Origin of the sequence: Brevundimonas sp. (genome assembly GCF_046295595.1) — a bacterium.
GTDB lineage: Bacteria > Pseudomonadota > Alphaproteobacteria > Caulobacterales > Caulobacteraceae > Brevundimonas.
The window spans coordinates 196,104-217,022 of the sequence record NZ_JBKBMX010000002.1 but is presented as its reverse complement, the minus strand read 5'-3'; the positions used below and the strand labels follow the sequence as shown (position 1 = coordinate 217,022).

The 20,919-nt window shown below is 69.7% G+C and carries 16 protein-coding genes; 7 read left to right on the top strand and 9 right to left on the bottom strand.

The window, feature by feature from the left end; all coding sequences use genetic code 11:
• Positions 1-27: 27 nt before the first annotated feature.
• The 6 genes from odhB to ACK4JY_RS02225 all read right to left on the bottom strand — a co-directional run bounded on the left by odhB (position 28) and on the right by ACK4JY_RS02225 (position 10,962).
• Complete coding sequence (gene odhB, locus ACK4JY_RS02250) at positions 28-1,590, bottom strand: 2-oxoglutarate dehydrogenase complex dihydrolipoyllysine-residue succinyltransferase (RefSeq protein ID WP_409602574.1); 1,563 nt, start codon at positions 1,588-1,590, stop codon at positions 28-30.
• A 69-nt stretch (positions 1,591-1,659) separates the two neighbouring features.
• Positions 1,660-4,662: a 2-oxoglutarate dehydrogenase E1 component gene (locus ACK4JY_RS02245; protein ID WP_409602573.1), complete on the bottom strand. Its 3,003-nt coding sequence runs from the start codon at positions 4,660-4,662 to the stop codon at positions 1,660-1,662.
• A gap of 215 nt (positions 4,663-4,877) precedes the next feature.
• On the bottom strand, positions 4,878-5,780 hold the full coding sequence (gene sucD, locus ACK4JY_RS02240) for a succinate--CoA ligase subunit alpha (RefSeq protein ID WP_409602572.1): 903 nt from the start codon (positions 5,778-5,780) through the stop codon (positions 4,878-4,880).
• Positions 5,781-5,833: 53 nt separating this feature from the next.
• Entirely contained in the window at positions 5,834-7,024 is a 1,191-nt protein-coding gene (sucC, locus tag ACK4JY_RS02235) for an ADP-forming succinate--CoA ligase subunit beta (RefSeq protein WP_409602571.1), read from the bottom strand.
• Between the two features lie 87 nt (positions 7,025-7,111).
• Positions 7,112-8,620: a spinster family MFS transporter gene (locus ACK4JY_RS02230; protein WP_409602570.1), complete on the bottom strand. Its 1,509-nt coding sequence runs from the start codon at positions 8,618-8,620 to the stop codon at positions 7,112-7,114.
• Positions 8,621-8,727: 107 nt separating this feature from the next.
• Positions 8,728-10,962 carry a TonB-dependent receptor gene (locus tag ACK4JY_RS02225; RefSeq protein WP_409602569.1) on the bottom strand — a complete coding sequence of 745 codons (2,235 nt, stop codon included), beginning with the start codon at positions 10,960-10,962 and terminating at the stop codon, positions 8,728-8,730.
• Positions 10,963-11,141: 179 nt separating this feature from the next.
• Here ACK4JY_RS02225 and ACK4JY_RS02220 point away from each other — a divergent pair, with 179 nt between their 5' ends.
• Both ACK4JY_RS02220 and ACK4JY_RS02215 read left to right on the top strand, forming a co-directional pair.
• Positions 11,142-11,861, top strand: a complete 720-nt coding sequence (locus tag ACK4JY_RS02220; RefSeq protein WP_409602568.1) for a TetR/AcrR family transcriptional regulator — start codon at positions 11,142-11,144, stop codon at positions 11,859-11,861.
• On the top strand, positions 11,861-12,643 hold the full coding sequence (locus tag ACK4JY_RS02215) for a LytTR family DNA-binding domain-containing protein (protein WP_409602567.1): 783 nt from the start codon (positions 11,861-11,863) through the stop codon (positions 12,641-12,643). The genes ACK4JY_RS02220 and ACK4JY_RS02215 overlap by 1 nt, the downstream gene beginning before the upstream one ends.
• Here ACK4JY_RS02215 and ACK4JY_RS02210 read toward each other — a convergent pair.
• From ACK4JY_RS02210 to ACK4JY_RS02200, 3 genes are all read right to left on the bottom strand, one after another.
• Entirely contained in the window at positions 12,640-14,121 is a 1,482-nt protein-coding gene (locus ACK4JY_RS02210) for a carotenoid oxygenase family protein (RefSeq protein ID WP_409602566.1), read from the bottom strand. The two genes, ACK4JY_RS02215 and ACK4JY_RS02210, sit on opposite strands and share 4 nt — an antisense overlap.
• 70 nt (positions 14,122-14,191) lie before the next feature.
• On the bottom strand, positions 14,192-14,638 hold the full coding sequence (locus ACK4JY_RS02205) for a DUF2141 domain-containing protein (RefSeq protein WP_409602565.1): 447 nt from the start codon (positions 14,636-14,638) through the stop codon (positions 14,192-14,194).
• 156 nt (positions 14,639-14,794) lie between these two features.
• Positions 14,795-16,015 carry a YihY/virulence factor BrkB family protein gene (locus ACK4JY_RS02200; protein WP_409602564.1) on the bottom strand — a complete coding sequence of 407 codons (1,221 nt, stop codon included), beginning with the start codon at positions 16,013-16,015 and terminating at the stop codon, positions 14,795-14,797.
• 82 nt (positions 16,016-16,097) lie between these two features.
• Between ACK4JY_RS02200 and prmC the strand changes: the two genes are divergently transcribed.
• The 5 genes from prmC (at position 16,098) to ACK4JY_RS02175 (ending at position 20,913) form a co-directional block, all read left to right on the top strand.
• A complete protein-coding gene (gene prmC / locus ACK4JY_RS02195) occupies positions 16,098-17,003 on the top strand; it encodes a peptide chain release factor N(5)-glutamine methyltransferase (RefSeq protein WP_409602563.1) in 906 nt (301 codons plus the stop codon).
• A gap of 288 nt (positions 17,004-17,291) precedes the next feature.
• A complete protein-coding gene (locus ACK4JY_RS02190) occupies positions 17,292-18,284 on the top strand; it encodes a DUF4167 domain-containing protein (RefSeq protein ID WP_409602562.1) in 993 nt (330 codons plus the stop codon).
• A 135-nt stretch (positions 18,285-18,419) separates the two neighbouring features.
• Positions 18,420-19,076 (top strand): DUF4893 domain-containing protein, encoded by a 657-nt coding sequence (locus ACK4JY_RS02185; RefSeq protein ID WP_409602561.1) that lies wholly within the window; start codon positions 18,420-18,422, stop codon positions 19,074-19,076.
• Positions 19,073-20,440 (top strand): FAD-dependent oxidoreductase, encoded by a 1,368-nt coding sequence (locus ACK4JY_RS02180; protein ID WP_409602560.1) that lies wholly within the window; start codon positions 19,073-19,075, stop codon positions 20,438-20,440. The genes ACK4JY_RS02185 and ACK4JY_RS02180 overlap by 4 nt, the downstream gene beginning before the upstream one ends.
• A 71-nt stretch (positions 20,441-20,511) precedes the next feature.
• Positions 20,512-20,913: a hypothetical protein gene (locus ACK4JY_RS02175; RefSeq protein WP_409602559.1), complete on the top strand. Its 402-nt coding sequence runs from the start codon at positions 20,512-20,514 to the stop codon at positions 20,911-20,913.
• Positions 20,914-20,919: the final 6 nt, after the last annotated feature.

Sequence of the window (20,919 nt, the reverse complement as noted above, 5' to 3'; positions counted from 1 at the left end):
CGACAGGTGGAAGACGGGGTCCAGGCGCTACAGGTCCAGCAGCGCCCGCGCCGGATCCTCCAGCAGCTCCTTGACCCGCACGAGGAAGGTCACCGCCTCCTTGCCGTCGACGATGCGGTGGTCGTAGCTGAGCGCCAGATACATCATCGGCCGGATCACCACCTGGCCGTCCACCGCCATCGGCCGCTGGACGATGTTGTGCATGCCCAGAATGCCGGACTGCGGCGCGTTCAGGATCGGCGTCGACATCAGCGAGCCATAGGTGCCGCCGTTGGTGATGGTGAAGGTGCCGCCCTGCAGCTGGTCCAGCGTCAGGTCGCCGTCGCGGGCCGCCTTGCCGAGGGCCGCAATGCCCTTTTCGATGCCCGCCAGCGACAGGGTGTCGGCGTCGCGCAGGACGGGAACGACGAGGCCCTTCTCGGTGCCGACGGCGACGCCGATGTCATAGTGGTTCTTGTAGATGATGTCGGTGCCGTCGATCTCTGCGTTGACCGCGGGGATCTCCTTCAGAGCCGCGACGATGGCCTTGGTAAAGAAGCTCATGAAGCCGAGCTTCACCCCGTGGCGCTTCTCGAAGGCGTCCTTGTACTGGGTCCGCAGGGCCATGACGTTGGTCATGTCCACCTCGTTGAAGGTGGTCAGCTGGGCGGCGGTGTTCTGCGATTCCTTGAGCCGGCGGGCGATGGTCTGGCGCAGCCGGGTCATCTTGACCCGCTCCTCGCGCGGCTGGTCGGCGCGCGGCGCGGCGGGAGCCGCGGCCTTGGCGGCCGGGGCCGGCGCGGGGGCGGCGCCGATGGCGGCGACGGCGTCGGCCTTGGTGACGTTGCCCTTCGGCCCGGTGGCGGCCAGCGCCTTCGGGTCGAGGTTGTTCTCGGTCACCACCCGCTGCACGGCGGGCGACAGGTGCGGGGCGTCGCCCGATTTGATCTGGGCCGAGCCGGCGTTGGCCGAACCGCCCGAAGTCGGCGCGGCGGCCTGGGCCGTAGCGGGAGCGGCGCCCTCGCCCGAGGCGGCGAGGCTGCCGATCTGCTGACCGGGCGTGACGGTCGAGCCGGACTCCGCCTCGATGGTCAGGACGCCGGCGGCGGGGGCCGACACCTCGACCGCGACCTTGTCGGTCTCGATCTCGACCAGCAGCTCATCCTTGGCGACGGTGTCGCCCGACTTCTTTAGCCACGCCCCCATCGTGCCCTCGGCGACGCTCTCGCCCATGGTCGGGGTCATGATCGCGACCGAGCCGCCCGAAGCGGCGGCGGCGGGCGCCGGAGCCGCCGGGGCCGGGGCGGCTTCCGCCTTCGGCGCGGGCGCGGCCTTGGCCTCGGTCTTCGGAGCCTCGGCCACCGGCGCGGCGCCGGCGCCCTCGGTCACCACGCCCAGCACGGCGCCCGGTGTCACGGTCTCGCCGTCCGGGGTCTTGATCTCGGACAACACGCCATCGGCGGGCGACACCACCTCCAGCGAGACCTTGTCGGTCTCCAGCTCGACCAGGACCTCGTCCTTCCTGACGGGATCGCCAGCCTTCTTCGTCCACTTGCCGATCGTGGCTTCGGTGACGGATTCGCCGAGGGCGGGGGTCAGGATGTCGGCCATGGGACGGGCTTTCTCAGGTTCGTTCGTTTGTCATCCCGGAGTACGGCGCGGCCGCGGTTCCGGACGGGGTCAGGCGAAGGCGTCGGTCAGGAAGGCGTCGAGTTCTTTCAGGTGCCGGCTCATCAGGCCCGCGGCGGTCGAGGCCGAGGCCGGGCGACCGACGTAGCGGGCCCGTTTGGCCTTCACGTCCAGCTTCTCCAGCGTCAGCTCGATCCACGGATCGACGAAGGTCCAGCCGCCCATGTTCTTGGGTTCTTCCTGGCACCAGACCAGTTCGGCGTTGGGGAAACGGGCCAGTTCGGTCATCAGCGACTTCATCGGCCACGGATAGAACTGCTCCATCCGCATCAGATAGACGTCGTCGGTCTGGTCGCGCTCGCGGCGCTCCAGCAGGTCGTAATAGACCTTGCCCGAGCACAGCACGACGCGGCGGATGTCCCTGTCGGCCTTGATGGTGATCCCGGCGACCTCGGGCCGCGTCTGGGCGTCGTCGTGCAGGATGCGGTGGAACGAGCTGCCCTCGGCCATGTCGGCGATGGTCGAGACCGCCTTCTTGTGCCGCAGCAGGCTCTTGGGCGTCATGATGATCAGCGGCTTGCGGAACGGCCGGTGCATCTGGCGACGCAGGATGTGGAAATAGTTGGCTGGGGTGGTGCAGTTGGCGACCTGGATATTGTCCTCGGCGCACTGCTGCAGGAACCGCTCGAGGCGCGCCGAGGAGTGCTCGGGCCCCTGCCCCTCGTAGCCGTGCGGCAGCAGCATGGTCAGGCCGCACATGCGCAGCCATTTGCGCTCGCCCGAGGTAATGAACTGGTCGATCACCACCTGGGCGCCGTTCACGAAGTCGCCGAACTGGGCTTCCCACATGACCAGAGTGTTGGGGTCGGTCAGGGCGTAGCCGTATTCGAAGCCCAGCACCGCCTCTTCCGACAGGGCCGAGTCGATGACCTCGAACTGGGCCTGGTCGGCGGACAGGTTGTTGAGCGGCACATAGCGGGCCTCGGTGGTCTGGTCGACGATGCCCGAATGGCGCTGGGAGAAGGTGCCGCGCACCGAGTCCTGGCCCGACAGGCGCACCGGGAAACCCTCGTCCAGCAGCGAGGCGAAGGCCAGGCTCTCGGCCGTGGCCCAGTCGATGTTCTCGCCGGTCGTGATCATCTCGCGCCGGCCGTCCATGACGCGCCTCAGCGTCTTGTGCACGTCGACGTCGTTGGGCAGCGTGGTCAGGCGGTGGCCGAGGCCAAGCAGCTTGGCCGCGGGCACCGAGGTCTCGCCGCGGCGCTCCTCGCCGTCGGGCTGGCCGATGCCGGTCCACTGACCGTCCATCCAGTCGGCCTTCTTGGCCTCGAAGGTCTTGCCGGCCTCGAACTCGGCGTCGAGGAAGGCCTCGAACCGGGCCACCTCGGCGTCGACCTCGGCCTGGCTGGTGACGCCCTCGGCGATCAGGCGTTCGGTGTAGATCTCGCGCGTCGACGGCAGGGCGCGGATCTTCGAATACATCAGCGGCTGGGTGAAGGTCGGGTCGTCGCCCTCGTTGTGGCCGAAGCGGCGGTAGCAGAACATGTCCACCACCACGTCTTTGTGGAATTTCTGCCGGAACTCGGTCGCCACCTTGGCAGCGAAGACCACGGCTTCCGGATCGTCGCCGTTGACGTGGAAGATCGGCGCCTGGACCATCAGCGCCACGTCGGACGGATAGGGCGAGCTGCGCGAGTTGCGCGGGCTGGTGGTGAAGCCGATCTGGTTGTTGACGACGAAATGGATCGTCCCGCCGGTGCGGTAGCCCTTCAGCCCCATCAGGGCGAAGCATTCGGCGACCACGCCCTGGCCGGCGAAGGCGGCGTCGCCGTGGATCAGCAGCGGCACGACCTTGCTGCGGTCCAGCGCCCACTGCTCCTCGGGCTTGCCGACATTGGCCTCGCGGATGTCGAACGCCTGTTTCGCCCGCGCCTTGCCCAGCACCACCGGATTGACGATCTCGAGGTGCGACGGGTTCGCCGTCAGCGACAGGTGGACGTTGTTGCCGTCGAACGAACGGTCCGAACTGGCCCCCATATGGTATTTGACGTCGCCCGAGCCCTCGATGTCGCTCGGCACGGTCGAGCCGCCCTGGAACTCGTGGAAGATGGCGCGATAGGGCTTGCCCATCACCGCCGCGAGGGTGTTCAGCCGGCCGCGGTGGGCCATGCCCAGCACGATCTCGTCGACGCCCAAGGCGCCGCCGCGCTTGATGATCTGCTCCAGCGCCGGAACCATGGCCTCGCCGCCGTCGAGGCCGAACCGCTTGGTGCCGGGGAAGCGTTTGTGCAAGAAGCGCTCGAAGCCCTCGGCCTCGATCAGCTTGTTGAGGATCGCCAGCTTGCCTTCCTTGGTGAAGGCGTTCTGCTCGAACTTGTCGGGGCCCTCGAAGCGGGCCTGCAGCCAGTTCTTCTCCTCCGGCTCGGCGATATGCATGAACTGGATGCCGATATGGCCGCAGTAGGTGCGCTTGAGGATCGCCAGCACCTCGCGGATCGTGCCGGTCTGCAGTCCCAGCACGCCGTCCAGATAGATCGGCCGGTCCAGATCGGCTTCCGAGAAGCCGTAGAATTCCGGCGTCAGCTCGGGGTTGTCGGTGGGCGGCTCGATGCCCAGCGGGTCCAGCGTCGCCTGCAGATGCCCACGCACACGATAGCTGCGGATCAGCATCAGGGCGCGGATCGAGTCATGGGCGGCGGCGCGGATGGCCTCGCTGGAGACGCCGGCGTCCGGGGCGGCGTCAGCCTTCGCCGCCGGCGCGGCGCCCGGCTTCTTCGGGTCGGGCTTGGCGGCCGGCCAGCGGCCGTCGAACACGGCGGCGGACTCACTGGGCTCCGAGGCGTTCGACCGGCCCCAGCCGCCGGCGCCGCCGGCGGCGATCACCGTCTCGGCCGTGTCGCGCAGCTGGTCGAAGAAGGCGCGCCATTCGGCTGAAACAGACGCCGGATCGGCGGCCCATTTGCCGTGCAGGTCCTCGATGAACGAGGCGTTCGAGCCATACAGGAAGCTGGTCTCGGCAAAGACCTGATTCAGCCGACCGGCATCGTCCGCCATTGTTCTCGTCGCGTCCCTGGGGCGGCGCGCGCACATCCGCGCGGAGCCAGCGCTGCTGATATAGGCGCTGTTTCCTTATGGGTCATGACCGAATGGGGGCGAAAGGGCGGAAATTGTCTCGAATTCGATGAATTTTCGCGCCTCCGTGCCCCATAGGTGGGACATCACAGCCGCCGTTTCCGGCGGCTGCCAGCGGCCCGAAAGCCGCCGCCGACCTAGCCCTTGAGGACTTCCACGAGGGTCGCGCCCAGTCGGGCCGGGGACGGCGAGACAGTGATGCCGGCCTCCTGCATGGCGGCGATCTTGGACTCCGCATCGCCCTTGCCGCCCGAGACGACGGCCCCGGCGTGACCCATGGTGCGGCCCTTGGGCGCGGTGCGGCCGGCGATGAAGCCGACCATCGGCTTGGAGCGGCCCTTCTTCGCCTCGTCGATCAGGAACTGGGCCGCGTCCTCCTCGGCCCCGCCGCCGATCTCGCCGATCATGACGATCGACTGGGTCTCTGGGTCGGCGAGGAACAGCTCCAGCACGTCGATGAACTCCGTGCCCTTGACCGGGTCGCCGCCGATGCCGACGGCCGTGGTCTGGCCGAGACCCTCGTTGGTCGTCTGGAACACCGCCTCATAGGTCAGGGTGCCCGAGCGCGAGACGATGCCGACATTGCCCTTCTTGAAGATCGAGCCGGGCATGATGCCGATCTTGCACTCGTCCGGCGTCATGATGCCCGGGCAGTTGGGGCCCAGCAGGCGCGACTTCGAACCCTCGAGCCGGCGCTTGACGCGCACCATGTCCAGCACCGGAATGCCTTCGGTGATGCAGGTGATGAAGGGGATCTCGGCCTCGATGGCCTCGATGATGGCGTCGGCGGCGCCCGCCGGCGGCACATAGATGACCGAGGCGTTGGCGCCCGTGGCGTCGCGGGCTTCGGCGACCGAGGCGTAGATTGGCAGGCTCTCGCCGCCCGAACCGGTCCAGGTCTGGCCGCCCTTGGTCGGGTGCACACCGCCGACCATCTGGGTGCCGTGATAGGCCAGCGCCTGTTCGGTGTGGAAGCCGCCGGTCTTGCCGGTCAGGCCCTGGACGATAATCTTGGTGGTCTTGTCGACGAGGATGGACATGAGTCTGCTCTGATTATTCGGTCAGCGGGACGGTCGGTGGCGAAGCCGGAGCTTCAGCCGACCGCCGCGACGATCTTCTGGGCGGCGTCGTCGAGGTCGTCGGCGCTGGTGATGGCCAGACCCGACTCGTTCAGAATCTTCTTGCCCAGTTCAACATTGGTGCCTTCCAGACGGACGACCAGCGGCACCTTCAGGCCCACTTCCTTGACGGCCGCGACCACGCCCTCGGCGATGACGTCGCACTTCATGATGCCGCCGAAGATGTTGACCAGGATGCCCTGGACGGCCGGGTCGGCGGTGATGATCTTGAACGCCGCCGCCACCTTTTCCTTCGAGGCGCCGCCGCCGACGTCGCAGAAGTTGGCGGGCTCTTTTCCGTACAGCTTGATGATGTCCATGGTCGCCATGGCCAGGCCGGCGCCGTTGACCATGCAGCCGATGTTGCCGTCCAGCGAGATGTAGGCGAGGTCCCACTTGGAGGCCTCGATCTCCTTGGCGTCTTCCTCGGTCTCGTCGCGCAGTTCCTTGATGTCCGCGTGGCGGAACAGGGCGTTGCCGTCGAAGCTGACCTTGGCGTCCAGCACCCGCAGGTGGCCGTCGGTCATGACGATCAGCGGATTGACCTCCAGCATGGCCATGTCGGTGTCGACGAAGGCCTTGTAGAGGATCGGGAACAGGGTCTTGCCGTCCTCGGCCGCCGCGCCGTCCAGCTGGAAGGCGGCGTTGATCTTGGCCACGTCGGCTTCGGTCACGCCGCTGGCCGGGTCGATGACGATGGTCTGGATCTTCTCGGGCGTGTCATGGGCGACCGCCTCGATGTCCATGCCGCCCTCGGTCGAGACGACGAAGGCGATGCGGCCGTACTGACGGTCGACCAGCAGCGAGCAATACAGTTCGCGGTCGATGTCGGCGCCGTCCTCGATATAGAGGCGGTTGACCTGTTTGCCGGCCTCGCCGGTCTGGGCGGTTACCAGGGTGGCGCCCAGCATTTCCTTCGCATGGGCCACGACCTCTTCGATCGAGCGGGCGAGGCGAACGCCGCCCTTGCCGTCGGGGCCCAGTTCCTTGAACTTGCCCTTGCCGCGACCGCCCGCGTGGATCTGCGATTTCACGACATACAGGGGTCCGGGCAGCTGCTTCGCCGCCGCTTCGGCCTGGTCGACCGAGGTGATGGCCACGCCAGCCGCGACCGGTGCGCCGAAGCCCTTCAGGACCTGTTTGGCCTGATACTCGTGAATGTTCATGCATGCCGCCTTGGGAGGAGAGTCGGCGTGCTTATAGAACCCGCCCGTTCGCGGGTGCAACCGTGGTCCGAAGAACGGGCCCCGCCTTTAGTCGACCCAATCCTTCTTCAGCGTCCGCGACGCGCCGATGAGAAGCACCGCCGCCAGCAGGTAGAAGCCCATGCCGGTGTAGATCGCCCAGCGCAGGCTCTCGTCGCCGAAGCGCGGCGCCAACAGGTCGCTCATCCAGCCGAAATAGTAGAAGCCGACGGCGATCCCGAGCAGGTTGTTGATCAGCAGGAACAGGGCCGAGGCGGTCGAGCGCATCGGCGCCGGGACCAGATGCTGGACCGAGGCAGTGATCGGTCCCAGCCAGGCCAGGTTCAGCCCGGTCGGGATCAGGAAGATCAGGAAGGCGACGATCAGCTGCTGGGCATTGGTGCCGCCGCCGGGGAAGATCAGCCCGATCAGCCACGGCGAATTCATCGCCAGGATGAACATCGGGGCCGAGATCAGGAAGGCGATCGCCGGGGTCAGCGGATAGGCCCCCTTGCCGCGCTTCGACAGCTTGTCGGCGATGGCCCCGCCCATCCAGATACCGAGCGTGCCGCCGATCAGGGCGATGCCGGCGTAGTACCAGCTGGTCTGCGACAGGCTCAGGCCGAAGCTGCGCATGAAGAACAGCGGCAGCCAGCCGGCGACGCCATAGCCGCACACCGAGGACGAGGCCGCGCCCAGCGCCAGCAGCCAGAAGCTGGGCTTGGGAATCACCGCCGAGGCGGTGCGGCGGGCGATCATCAGCGAGACGCCGATGACCACCGCCAGCAGGCCGCCGAAGGCCAGCACCGGGGCGTTGCCCAGCGCCAGCCCGGCGAAATGATTCAGCGCCGCGAGGGTCAGGCAGGCCGCCCCGAGACCCAGCATGATCAGGGCGGCGATCCGGCCGGTGTTGCCGGAGCCGACCACCGGCGCGGCGGCGATCTTCGCCAGCTCGGCCTCGGTCTTCAGCGCGTCGGTCCCGCCGCGCGTCGGGTTCTTGACCGTCAGCAGCAGCACGGGGGCCAGCAGCACGCCGATCAGTCCGACGGCGATGAAGGCGGTGCGCCAGCCATAGGTCGCCGCCAGCAGGCCGCCAACCAGCGTCCCCGCCGCCGTGCCCAGCGGAATGCCGAAGGCGAAGGCGGCAAGGGCGCGCGCCCGCTGGCTGGGCGGGAAATAGTCGGCGATCAGCGAATAGGCCGGGGCCACGCCCCCGGCCTCGCCGACGCCGACGCCCATGCGGAACAGGAACAGCTGGGTGAAGGAGGTGGCCACGCCGCACAGGGCGGTGAAGCCGCTCCACACCGCCAGCGCCCCGGTCATGATCCACACCCGGCTGAAGCGGTCGGCCAGCCAGGCCAGCGGAATGGCGAGGGTCGAATACACCGAGGCGAAGGCGATGCCACCCAGCAGGCCGAACTGGCTGTCCGACAGGCCGAACTCCTCCTTGAGCGGGGCGGCGAGGATGCCGATGATCTGGCGGTCCAGGAAATTCAGCATGTAGACGAGGATCAGGATCGCCAGGACATAGTAGCTGTAGCCCGGGCGGACGGGCGCGGCGGCGGCCGTATCGGTCATGGCGTTTCCCTCGACGTTTCGGCGGACGGTAGCCGCCCCGGACTCGACTGCAAAGAAAAAGGCGGCGGCTCGTCAGAACCGCCGCCTTTTCGTGTTCGGTCGGCGGATCAGAACCGCGCGGTAAGCGTCGCGGTGACCGTCTTCGGCGCGCCGTAGAAGCCGATCACGGCGTCGCCAGTCAGGGCCCCGAACGAGCTGAAGTCATAGCCGCCGACGCGGTAACGCTCGTCGCTCAGATTCTTGCCGTGCACGCCGAAGGTGTAGCGTTCGTCTGACGAGGTCCAGACCACGCTCGCGTCCAGCAACCAGTAAGACTCCTGGTCGAGGATCGGCTGCGCCGACTCGAACAGCTGGTACGCGCCGCGGTAGGCGGCGCTGGGGGTGAAGGCGATCCTGGAGCCGTTGCCCAGCCAGTGGGTGTAGGTGAATCCGGCTGAACCGGTCCACTCTGGCGTGTTCTGGAAGTCGCGGGAATCCGACAGATCAATCACGCAGCCCGCGAGGGTGGGGCAGCTGGTATTCAGCGGGCCACTCGGGACGTAACCGAGATATTCGTCGAACTGGGCGTCGATGTAGCTCAGCATGAGGTTGGCGGCGAAGTTGTCGGTGAACCGCATCGAGGATTCCAGCTCCCAGCCGCGGATCGAGGCCTGGCCGACGTTGTCGACCACCGAAGCCACCACGCCCGGCGTCGTCGTCGGATACTGGGTGGTGATCTGCATGTCCTCGTAGGTCGAGTCGAAGATCGCCGTGGCGAAGTTGAAGCGATTGTCGAGCAACGAGCCCTTCAGGCCGATTTCGAAGGTGTCGACGATCTCGGAATCATAGCCCTCGTCGGTGGCCGGATAGGCCACCGAGTCGCCGCGCATGTCGAAGCCGCCCGATTTGAAGCCGCGACCGTACGAGGCGTACGTCGTGAGGTCCGGCGACATCTTGTAGGTGACGCTGACCCGGGGGGTGAATTCTTCAAACGTCCGGGTGTCCTCGTAGTCGGTGCGCGGCGCTTCGAAGGCGATGGCGCCCGCATTGCCGAAGACCGGGCTGCGGATGCCGAGATAGCGCTGGCGGAAGACCTCGCCGGTCTTCTCGTCCTTGGTCCAGCGACCGCCGACCGAGGCCGACAGGCGGTCGGTCAGGTCATAGCTAAAGTCCCCGAACACGGCGAAGCTCTCGGTCACCACCGAGCCGGAGGTCAGGGTGGTCAGATTGGCCCCGCCAACCACCGTGTCGAAGGCGCCCGCGGCATAGGCGTCCATATAGTAGACGCCGGCCACGCCCTGCCAGCGTTCGCCCTCGAACAGGGCCTGGAACTCCTGGCTGAACTGGTGGTCCTCATAGAAGGCGGGGATGTCCAGCAGGGGCGCGGGCAGGTTGTCGAAATCGATCGGGCCGAGCGTCTCGCCCTCGCGCCAGGCGGTGATCGACTTGAAGGTCAGGGTGTCGCTGGCGTTCCACTCGCCGAGCAGCGACAGGCCCGAGGTCCTGACCTTGTTGCGGTCGCCCGCCCCGGCGTTGGTGTCGTAGACGCTGCCGGGGCTGGGCGCGATCTCACGATAGCCGTGACGGGGGTTGGAATCATCCGCGAGGGTATCGCCGGACAGGCGGAAGAACAGGGCGTCGGTCGGGGCCCATTCGACGCTGGCGCGCAGGGCCATCACGTCCTTGTTGTAGTGTTCGGCTCCGGTGTTGAGGTTCTGCCCGTAACCGTCGCGCAGGTAGCGTCCGAGCGCGGCGGAGACCGAGACGGTGTCGCTGACCGGGGCCGACCCCGAGACGACGACGTCGCGCTGGTCATAGCTGCCGTAGGACATGCGGAACTCGCCCTCGGCCTCCTGGCCGATGCGGCCGGTGACGTATTTGATCGCTCCGCCGATGGTGTTGCGGCCGTAGAGCGTGCCCTGCGGACCGCGCAACACCTCGATGCGTTCGATGTCGAAGATGTCGAGCACGGCGGCCTGCGGCCGGGCCACGTAGACGTCGTCAATGTACAGGCCGACGCCGGGATCAAACCCCCACAGCGGGTCCTGTTGGCCGACGCCGCGGATGAACGAGATCAGCGTCGAGTTGGCCCCGCGAGCGGCCTGAAGGGTCAGGCTCGGCGTCGTCCGGGTCAGTTCGGTGATGTCCATGGCGCCGACGGCCGCCAGCCGCTCCGCGCTGTAGGCGCTGACGGCGACCGGTACGTCCTTCAGGGTCTCTTCGCGGCGGCGCGCGGTCACGATGACGTCGTCGACGGCGGAGGCCTGTTCGGCTTGCGGCGGCGCATCCTGCGCCATGGCCAGGGTGGAGAGCGCGCTCCAGGCGGCGCCTGCCAGCAAAGCGGTCTTGATATAACGGTTCATGTGAAGCCCCAATTCCTGTGTTTCCGGTCGCGACGCTTTATTTATTCAGCGTTCAATGATTTTCCGGGAACGTAACCGTTTTCGGTCGGCTGTCAAACGGCGGCGCTTGTCGCGGCGGCGGCGAGAAAGCGGACTGTGGCGCCGTTGCCATGACGGCCTGACGCGGCCTAGCTTGCGCCATGACCAAGCCCGACGCCCCCGCAGCCGCCGCCACGCCCACGCGCCGGGGACGACCGTCGAAAAAGCGCGCCGACGGGTCCGGCGACACCCGCGAGTCGATCCTCGACGCCGCCGAGGACCTGTTCTCGAAACACGGCTTCTACGGCGTCACCATCCGCGAGGTGGCGCGCGAGGCCGGCGTCGACACCGCCTTGGTCCACTATTATTTCGGCGCCAAGCGGGCCCTGTTCGACGCCGTCTTCCTGCGCCGGGCCGAGGTCTGGAACAGCGACCGGGTCAACGCCATCAATCGCTACGCCGAGACCGCCGGCGCGGACATGACGCTGGAGGGTCTGCTCGCCGCCTTCCTGCACTCGCCGTTCGAATGGGCGATGAAGGGTGGGCCGGGGTGGAAGCACTACGCCGCCCTGGTGGCCCAGACCAATGCCAATCCGATGTTCGGCGGCGAGATCATGACGCGCTATTTCGACCCCACGGCACGGCGGTTGATCGAGCTGATCCGGCGCGTCCTGCCCGAGGCACGCGAGCAGGACCTGTACTGGAGCTATCACAACCTGTCCGGGGCCCTGACCCTGACGCTGGGCGAGACCGGCCGGCTCGACCGCCTGTCGGGCGGCCTCTGCCGCTCGGGCGATCTCGACACCGCCGGCGAATATATGGTCCGCTTCGCCGCCGCCGGCTTCCGCGCCGTCTGCGGCCCCGGGAGTCGGCCCGAGTGATGGCGGGGTCCAACGACTCGCCGGCGCCGGGCCCGCCCGACTGGCGCCGCTTCCGCCTCGACCGGAACATCGGGGTGGCGCTCGGCGCGGCCGCACTGCTCGCCCTGACTGGCGCCTTCGGCACCATCGGCGTGCCGCTGTGGCTGCGCTTCGCCTACTGGGCGCCGCTGATCCTCGCTGGCGCCGTCTGGGGGCAGCTGTGCTCCCGACTGGTCGAGGGCCGGGTCGACCCGGATGAGCGGCCATGGCTGACGGTGGCCGCCCTGTCGGCCGCCATTGCCGGGCCGGTGGTGGTGCTGGTCTGGCTGTTCACCGGCTTGGTCTTCGAAGGCCGGATCTATCCGCCCGGACGGATTTTCGGCTTCATCGGACCCGTGTTGGTCGTCACCGTCGCCCTCAGCGCCGTCAACGTCTTCATGGGCCGCGCCGTCCCGGTCCAGACCCACGCCGGCGCCGGCGGGACCGCCCCGGCCCGCTTCCTCGACCGCCTGCCGCCGAAGCTGCGCGGCGCCACCCTGCACGCCGTCCAGGCCGAGGACCACTATCTGCGCCTGCACACCGACCGCGGCTCGGACCTGATCCTGATGCGGCTGTCCGACGCCGTGGCGGAGCTGGAGGGACTGGAGGGCGCCCGCACCCACCGCAGCTGGTGGGTCGCCCGCGACGCCGTGCGCGACGCCACCCGCGGCGACGGCCGCGCCGCCCTGACCCTCGAGGGCGGCCTCGTCGCCCCGGTCAGCCGCCGCTACGCCCGGGCCCTGCGCGAGGCCGGCTGGTACTAGCCGGTCCGGTGCTGGCCGGCCCAGCATCCGTGGAAGCCGGCCGGCAGGGCGACGTCGGCCCGCCAGGTCGCCACCGGCCCGTCCGCCACGCGGCCGGCCTCGAACACATGCAGCTCCGTCACCCCCTCGGCGAGGTTGATCGACGGCGCCACCAGCCAAGCCTCGGCCTCGCCCGACCGCCCGGGCCTGGGCACGAACAGCGCCTCCTCGGTGATCTGACGCTCGCCGAAGTGGAAGGCGTCGGACCGCCCGGTCTCCCAGTCGTGCACCGCCCAGCCGGTCGGCAGCGGCCGTCCGGACGTCTCGCCGGCGACATGGGCCGTCAGCCGGCGCGGCAGGCCGGCCCGGCGCGGATCGCCCTTGGGGAACTCCCCCGTGACGCCCGACCCGACCATCTCCGCCCGACCGTCGGCGTGCAGGGTGACCAACGACAGCACCGCCGGCTCGCCCGGCACGGTCCCGCGCTGTTCGACCAGCACCCGGGCGCCCTCGACCGCGAAGGCGACGTCCTTGCCGGCCGCGACATCGAAGCGGATCGTGCCCGAAGCCTCCTCCCAGGCGTCGCCGAGATGGAAATAGCTGAAGGCCGGCAGTTCGAAGATCCGCCGCCGCGACAGGTCGGCCTTGTCGATCACCAGCACCTGGGTTCCCAGTTCCGGCCGCCAGGCGAACTGCGAGGCGTAGGGCATGCCGCTGTGGTCGAACACCCACGGCTGCAACACCAGGATCAGATGCCGCGCGGTGGCGGTGAAGTCGTGCATATAGCTGGCCCGCGGCAGGTCGATGACCTCGGCCGTTCGCAGGCCGCGGTTCGGGTTCAGCCGCCACACGACGGCCTTGCCGCCGTTGAGGCCGATGTTCCAGATCGTGCCGTCGGGGTCGTAGCGGGGATGGGCCTGGAATGGCATGCCCTTGAGATCGTCCCTCAGGGTGACGAAGCGGCGGGTCGAAAGGTCGGCCGCCGACATGGCCATCGGCGAGCCGCCCTCCCACAGGGCCCAGACCTCGTCGCCGGCGGTCATGACGGCGGTGTTGGCGGCGTTGGCGTCGTCATTGGAACCGACCCGGGCGCGGGCGTCGCCGGCCGTGCCGAAGCCCGGCGTCACGACCGCCCCGATGGCGCTCTCGTGGCGACGGCGCGGCGTATCGGCGAACCGCGCCTCCAGCGTCGCCTTCCCGTCGGCGACGCGGAAGGCCCGCATCAGGCCGTCGCCGTCGAACCAGTGGGTGGCGCTGCCGCCCGGCCGCCGGAACTTGCCCGGCCCGTTGCGGAACAGCGTCCCCGCCAGCCCGGCCGGAACCCGGCCATGCACCAGCCGCATGGTCCGGGGCGCGACATCGGCCTCGAGATCGGCGGTGGCCAGGGCCCAGTCGGCGGCGGCCTCCTGGGCGGCCATGGCGCGGACGGTCTCGGGGGTGACGACGGCGGCCGAGAGGGCCGCGGCGCCCATCAGGAATTGGCGGCGGGAAGGGATCACGGCGGTCTCCTGAGAGGAATGTCGGCGCGGCCTCAGGCAGCGAGCCGCCGCGCGGCGAGCGGTAGGCCGCTCAGCGAATGCTGATGGTCTGGGCGGTCGCGCCCGAGACGGTGAAACGCGCGCGCGCCCAGCTCGCCGGGCCCATGTTGCCGACGGCGTTGTTGGAGAAGGCGTAGGGCTCGACCGGCAGGCCGAACGGATTGAAATTCATCTCGCCGTCGCCGTTGACGTCGTGGAAGGCCTTGGCCGCGTAGTCGCCGGCGGGCAGGTTGTCGAAGGTCGCCGTCCGCTCGCCGGCGGCGACGTCCAGCCTCCGCTGGCCGACGCCCCGGTCTGAGGCGTAGCCGGCCTCGGAATCATACAGGGCGACCATCACCGCGCCGGTTTGCGCGCCGGTTTCGAACGTCAGGGTTATGGAGCTCTCGGGCGCGCCCCCGGACGGACTCTGGGCGAGGGCGGTCCCGGCCGGGGCCAGCAGGGCGAGGGCGGCGAGGGCGATCAGGGGCAGGCGGGTCATCAGCGGTCTCTCGAACGGGAGAGGCCCGACCACCGGACCTCTCAGGCCCCGACCGTGCCGCCCCCCCCGCCGCCGCCGCCACGCCGGATGCGGAGAGCGCCGCCTCCCGTTCGTGAATGACCACGCCCGTCCGTTGGCGAAGCGCCAACGACCGCCTCAACTGCGCCGGATGCGCCGCTTCAACAGCCGGTCGGACAGGGCCTCGGCGTGTTTGAGGGTGAAGGCCAGCGCCGCCGGATTGCCCCGCCGCGGCCCGACCGTATCGGCCACCACCGCGCCCCGTTCGCCGATCGGGCGTTGGTCGCCGGTGGTGGTGTCGATCGCCGTCTGGTGCTCGACCTCGGCGTTCAGCTCGGCCCCCATCAGGATGATCTGCACGCTCAGCCAGGTCCACAGCAGGAAGCCCATCATCGCCGCCAGCGGGCCGTACGAGGCCGTGCGCACGAAATTCTGCAGATACCAGCTGAACAGCAGCGAGAGGATCACGCTCAGCAGGGCGGCGAACATCGCCCCCGGCGTCAGCCAGCGCCAGCGCGCCCGCGCCCGGCACGGCCCGAAGCGATAGATCACGGTCAGGGCGGCGACATAGACGACGCCGAGAACCGGCCAGCGCAGCGGCGCGAGGTAGGCCCACTCCTCGGCCAGGCCGAACACCCCCATCACCACCGGCACGCCGACGATCAGGCCCGCCGCCAGCAGGATGCTGAGCAGGCCCGACACGGTGAAGGCCATGCAGATGAGATTGTATCTGATCAGATTGCGCTGCTCGACCTCGTGATAGGCGATGTTGAGGCCGTAGAAGAGCACCTTGATCGCGCCATTGGCCGTCCACAGCGACAGGGCCAGGGTCCAGACCAGGGTGAAGGTCAGGGTGGTGGTGGCGTTCTCCGCCAGCCGCTGCATCTCGCCGCCGAGAAACTGCGCCACCGGGGAGGGCAGCACCGAATAGAGGAACTGCAGCCGCCCCCAGGCGTCGGCCGGATCGGCGAACAGGCCGTACAGGGTGACGAAGGCGGCCAGCGTCGGGAACAGCGACAGCACGACGAAGAAGGTCACGCCCCCGGCCACGAAGCCGACCCGGTCGCCGAAATAGGACGCCCCGACGCGCCAGAAGATATCGACCCAGCCCTTGTGCGGAATATGCTCCGGCCGCTGCGCCAACCGGCCGCGGCCGGGCTCCTTCGCCTCGAAATCCTCGGGCGTCGGCGCGCGCGGCGGGATCGGCTCGGGCCGCTGACGCCGCAGCTCGATGCCGTAGTTGTGCCCGTGCCGGTACAGCAGGTGCGCCGCCCCGGCCCCGGCCGCCAGCCCGCCGGCCACCGAGCCGATCAGACCCCACAGCCCGAGGCCGCCCCTTGCTTCAGACCGCTTCTGCATCCTGGCCACAACGGCTCCATCCCGACGGCGTTCCGGCGCCGTCGCGCTTGATATCCGCGCAAAGCCGCGCCAAGGCCAGAGCATGACCGACGCCGCCGCAGAAACCCCCTCTGGCCCGACCCTGCTGACCGCCTGGAAGGCCGCCGCCGCGACCCTCAAGGCCGGCCGCATCGACAGCCCTTCGATCGACGCCCGCCTGTTGCTCGAGGTCGCCGCCGGCTGCTCGCGCACCGACATCCTGACCGATCCCTACCGCGCCGTGACGCCGGAGCAGCAGTCCGCGCTCGACGGCTTCGTCGAACGCCGCCTCCGCCGCGAGCCGGTGTCGCGCATCCTCGGCAAGAAGGGCTTCTGGAAGATCATGCTGAACGTCACCCCCGACGTGCTCAGCCCCCGCCCCGACACCGAGGCCATCCTCGACGTCGTGCTGCTGGCCTATCCGCCCAACAAGGCCTTCGAGATGATCGATCTCGGCACCGGCTCGGGCGCCATCCTGCTGGCGACCCTCGCCGAGCGATTCGGCGCGCGCGGCGTCGGCACCGACATCTCGTTCGAGGCCCTCGCCGTGGCCAAGGAGAACGCGACCAACCTCGAGCTCGACAACCGGGCGACCTTCCTGCGCACCGAATGGGCCGCCGGATTCGGCGACCACAGCTTCGACGTCGTCGTCTCCAACCCGCCCTACATCCCGTCCGGCGACATCCCCGGCCTCGACCCCGAGGTGCGCGACCACGACCCGCATCTGGCGCTCGACGGCGGCCCCGACGGTCTGCAGGCCTATCGCGAACTGGCCCCCGAGATCCGCCGCATCCTGCGTCCCGACGGCCTGTTCGCGGTCGAGATCGGCTGGGACCAGGGCCCGCAGGTCAAGGCCCTGTTCGAGGCGGCGGGCTTCGAGCACGTCATCGTCGTCAAGGACCTGTCCGACCGCGACCGCGTCGTCACCAACGGCCCCGACCCGCGGACCAACCCCGTCCCGAAGATGTAGCCGGGCGCGTCCGCGCGCCCAAACAAACCCCTTGGAAACCGCCCGCGCACAGGCTAAGTCTTCGTCTGTCTCCCACCCAAAACGCACGCCTTGGACCGCTTCAGGCCCATCCACGCGCGCCCGGGACAGTGACGGTCTGATCATTCGGTCAGGCGGACCACGGGCCGACAACGGATTTCCGATCACATCGTCAGCGGGGATTGGCCCCGGAACGAAGCGGAACGACCAGACGGACAGCGCCGGCGGCCCACGCCCCCGACCGTCCCTTATACAAAGCACGAGCGTCCGATGAGAGATTTCAAGGGCATGAAGCGTCAGCGCGGACGCAACAGAAAGCCCGGCAGCGGCGGCGGAAACAACAACGCCAACGCCACCAACCCGAACCGTTCGTGGGACTCGCAAGGGCCCGAGAACATCAAGGTCCGCGGCAACGCCCAGACCGTCTATGAGCGCTACATGCAGCTGGCGCGCGACGCCTCGGCCGCCGGCGACCGGGTGCTGGCGGAGAACTACACCCAGCACGCCGAACACTATTTCCGCGTCCTGCGCGCCTTGCAGCCCTCGCGCCCGGTGTCCGAGATCGCCCAGCGCGAACTGGCCGGCCAGGGCTTCGACATCGATTTCGAGGACGAGACCGGGGCCCAGGCCGCCGCCATCATGGCCGCCGAAAAGGCCGAGGCCGACCGGGTCGCCGCCGCCGAGGCGCGTCAGCGCGACAACGAGGAACGTCAGAACGGCGAGCGTCAGAACGGCGGCTCGTACGATCGCCAGAACGACCGCCCGAACGACCGTCAGGCCGACCAGCCGCGCCGCGAATGGCGCGACCGCGACGACCAGCCGCGCGAGCCGCGCGACCAGGCTCCGCGCGCCGAGGGCGCTGAGGGCGCCGCCGGCGAAGGCGGCCGCCGCGAGACCCGCCGCGAGCGCTGGGAGCGCCGGCAGCAGGAGCGCAATCTGCGCTTCCAGAACGAGCGCGGCGAGGGCGACCAGACCGACGCCGCCCCGACCGCCGATGACGCCCCCGTCGCCGAGACGTCGAACGACAGCCGCGACGCCGAACCGGCCGCGCCCAAGGCCGAACGGACGCCCCGCGCGCGCCGCCCGCGTCGCGAGGAGTCGGACGCCGCCGTCGAAGAGGCCCCGACCGCCCTGCCCGGCTTCCTGACCCGCCCGACCGCCACGACGACCGACGGTCCGACCGGGGGCGGCGAGGGCGAGGCCCCCGCGCCCAAACGCCGCGCGCCGCGCCGCAAGGCCGAGGTCCCGGCCGACGAAGGCTGACGACCGCCCGCCCTGTGGCCCGACGCGCTTGACCTCGCGCGCCGGTCCGGGTCCAAGGGGCGTCTGTACGTTCACGGACGCCCGCCGGCCTCTCCCCATGAGGCGTGACGGGCCTTGACCCTACGGGAGCGCCGCATGCCTCGCCTGTTCCGGCCGTCGATTCTCATCGCCCTCGCCGCCGCCACGATCGCCGCCTGCGCCACGCCCCCGCCGCCGCCGCCGCCCGTTCCCGGCGGCCCCGACGCGAGCCCCGTCCTGCGCGACTGGCGCGGCGTCGTCACCGCCCGCGACCGCGACCGCTACACCCGACTGGGTGCCGCCTGGTCCCTCGCCCTGCAGCAGGCCGACCGCCAGCGCGGCTCGGGCGACCTCGCCTCGACCGGTGACCTGATCGACCCCGACGCCGGGCGCTCTCCGGTCGCGCCGCCGCCCGGCGACTATCGCTGCCGCACCGTCAAGCTCGGCTCCCAGGGCGGCGAGGACGGTCTCGGTTATGTGGTCTACGGCTGGTTCGCTTGCCGCATCGAACAGACGCCGGCCGGCCTGAAATTCAGCAAGCTGACCGGCAGCCAGCGCCCCTCGGGCCTGCTGTTCCCGGAGGACGAGCGCCAAATGGTGCTGCTGGGCTCCATGGCCCTGGCCGAGGAACCGGCGGCCAACTCCTATGGCCAGCGGCCCGACCGCGACCTCGTCGCCGTGCTGGAGCGGATCGGCGAGCGCCGCTGGCGGCTGGTCCTGCCGTGGCCGCAGTATGAGTCCAACCTCGACCTGATCGAACTCGTCCCCGCGTGACGAAGACGCCGGGCCCGAAACCTCGCAAGTCGCGGGCCCAGCCGGTGATCCCGGCCGCGTCGGAGGCCGCATCGGAGACTGACGTCTCGAAGGCTCGAAAACCGCGACGCGTTCGCGCGGACCCGCTCGACATTCCGTCGCCGCCGCGCCGGCCCCGCCCGGCGGACATCGCTGTCGTCGGCGCCGGCCCCACCGGCCTTGCCGTCGCCCTGATGCTGGCGCGGCAGGGCCGGCGCGTCATGGTCCACGAGCGGTTCGCCGCCCCCCGGCCCGTCGGCGCCGGCTTTATGCTCCAGCCCACCGGCCTGCACGTGCTGGACGGGCTGGGCCTGACCCCGCGGGTCGAGGCCCTCGGCCAGCGCATCGACCACATCTTCGGCCGCGAGGCCCGCCGGGGCCGCGTCGTGCTGGACGTCCGCTACAGCGATCTGAAACACGCGCGCCCGGCCATCGGCATCCATCGCGCCGCCATGTTCGCCATCCTGTACGAGGCCTGCGTCGAGGCCGGGGTCGATTTCGAGACCGACCGCGAGATCGTCGCCGCCGACGTCGGCCGCCTTGTCGACAGCGCCGGTCGCCGCAGCGCGCCGTTCAACCTCGTCGTCGACGCCTCGGGGGCGCGCTCGGCCATCGCCTACGGCATGGGCGTCGGCCGGCGCGACCTCGCCTGGGGCGCCCTGTGGACCACCGTGCCCTGGCCCGGCGCGCCGTTCGATCCGACGGCGCTGCAGCAGGTCTATCTCGGCGCCAGCCGCATGCTCGGCGTCCTGCCCACTGGCGTCCTGCCCGGCGCCCCCGACGCGCCGCTGGCGACCTTCTTCTGGAGCCTGAAGACCGAAATCTGGCCCGACTGGCACGCCCTCGGGCTGGAAGTCTGGAAGGACCACTGCCTGCGTCTCTGGCCCGAGCTGGCGCCGGTGCTGGACGCTGTCACCGACCGCGAGCAGATGACCTTGGCGTCCTACGGCCACCAGACCCTCGCCCGGCCGGTCGGCGAGCGGCTGGCCGTGATCGGCGACGCGGCCCACTGCACCAGCCCCCAGCTCGGCCAGGGCGTGAACATGGGCCTGCTCGACGCCCGCGCCCTCGCCGACGCCCTGACCCGCCACCGCGACCTGCCGACGGTGCTGAACGCCTACGCCCGCGCCCGCCGCTGGCATGTGCGGCTGTACCAGGCGCTCAGCCTCGGCTTCACCCCCTTCTACCAGGCCGACGGCCGGCTGCTGCCGTGGGTGCGCGACCATGTGCTGGGCAAGGTCGCCCGCCTGCCGCTGGCCCCGCGCCTGCTGGCCGCCACGGTCGCCGGGGTGTTGCTGGATCCGCGCGCCCCGGCATCCCCGGACGGCGCCGCCGCCCACCCTTGACCCCCGCCGCCGCTGCGGCGAGTCTGGACTGACGGGAGGCGGATCCGCTTCCGCATTCAGGGGGATATTTCATGCGTGGCTTCAGCCTCACCATCGGCGCCGTCATTCTGGTGGTCATCGTCGCCGCCGCGGCCCTGATCGGCATGCCGACCTACAACGTCTATTCCAAGCAGATGCAGGGCAAGGCGGCCTATGAGCAGGCGGTGCAGGACCGCCGAATCCGCGTGCTCGAGGCCCAGGCCGCGCTCGACTCCGCCACCCTGACCGCCCAGGCCGAGATCGCCCGCGCCCGCGGCACCAACGAGGCCAATCGCATCATGGCCGAAAGCCTCGGCGGCCCGGAAAACTACCTGCGCTGGTCCTACATCCATATGCTGGAGGAGACCGCCGGCAAACAGGGCCGCGAGGTCATCTACATCCCCACCGAAGCCGGAATGCCCATCCTCGAAGCCGGGCGACGGCCGGCGGAGTAGGCTGAT

Coding starts and splice junctions, on each gene's coding strand:
- odhB (WP_409602574.1), bottom strand. CDS start 1,590: ATGGCCGACATCCTGACCCCCGCCCTCGGCGAATCCGTCACCGAAGCC.
- ACK4JY_RS02245 (WP_409602573.1), bottom strand. CDS start 4,662: ATGGCGGACGATGCCGGTCGGCTGAATCAGGTCTTTGCCGAGACCAGC.
- sucD (WP_409602572.1), bottom strand. CDS start 5,780: ATGTCCATCCTCGTCGACAAGACCACCAAGATTATCGTCCAGGGCCTG.
- sucC (WP_409602571.1), bottom strand. CDS start 7,024: ATGAACATTCACGAGTATCAGGCCAAACAGGTCCTGAAGGGCTTCGGC.
- ACK4JY_RS02230 (WP_409602570.1), bottom strand. CDS start 8,620: ATGACCGATACGGCCGCCGCCGCGCCCGTCCGCCCGGGCTACAGCTAC.
- ACK4JY_RS02225 (WP_409602569.1), bottom strand. CDS start 10,962: ATGAACCGTTATATCAAGACCGCTTTGCTGGCAGGCGCCGCCTGGAGC.
- ACK4JY_RS02220 (WP_409602568.1), top strand. CDS start 11,142: ATGACCAAGCCCGACGCCCCCGCAGCCGCCGCCACGCCCACGCGCCGG.
- ACK4JY_RS02215 (WP_409602567.1), top strand. CDS start 11,861: ATGGCGGGGTCCAACGACTCGCCGGCGCCGGGCCCGCCCGACTGGCGC.
- ACK4JY_RS02205 (WP_409602565.1), bottom strand. CDS start 14,638: ATGACCCGCCTGCCCCTGATCGCCCTCGCCGCCCTCGCCCTGCTGGCC.
- ACK4JY_RS02200 (WP_409602564.1), bottom strand. CDS start 16,015: ATGCAGAAGCGGTCTGAAGCAAGGGGCGGCCTCGGGCTGTGGGGTCTG.
- prmC (WP_409602563.1), top strand. CDS start 16,098: ATGACCGACGCCGCCGCAGAAACCCCCTCTGGCCCGACCCTGCTGACC.
- ACK4JY_RS02190 (WP_409602562.1), top strand. CDS start 17,292: ATGAGAGATTTCAAGGGCATGAAGCGTCAGCGCGGACGCAACAGAAAG.
- ACK4JY_RS02185 (WP_409602561.1), top strand. CDS start 18,420: ATGCCTCGCCTGTTCCGGCCGTCGATTCTCATCGCCCTCGCCGCCGCC.
- ACK4JY_RS02175 (WP_409602559.1), top strand. CDS start 20,512: ATGCGTGGCTTCAGCCTCACCATCGGCGCCGTCATTCTGGTGGTCATC.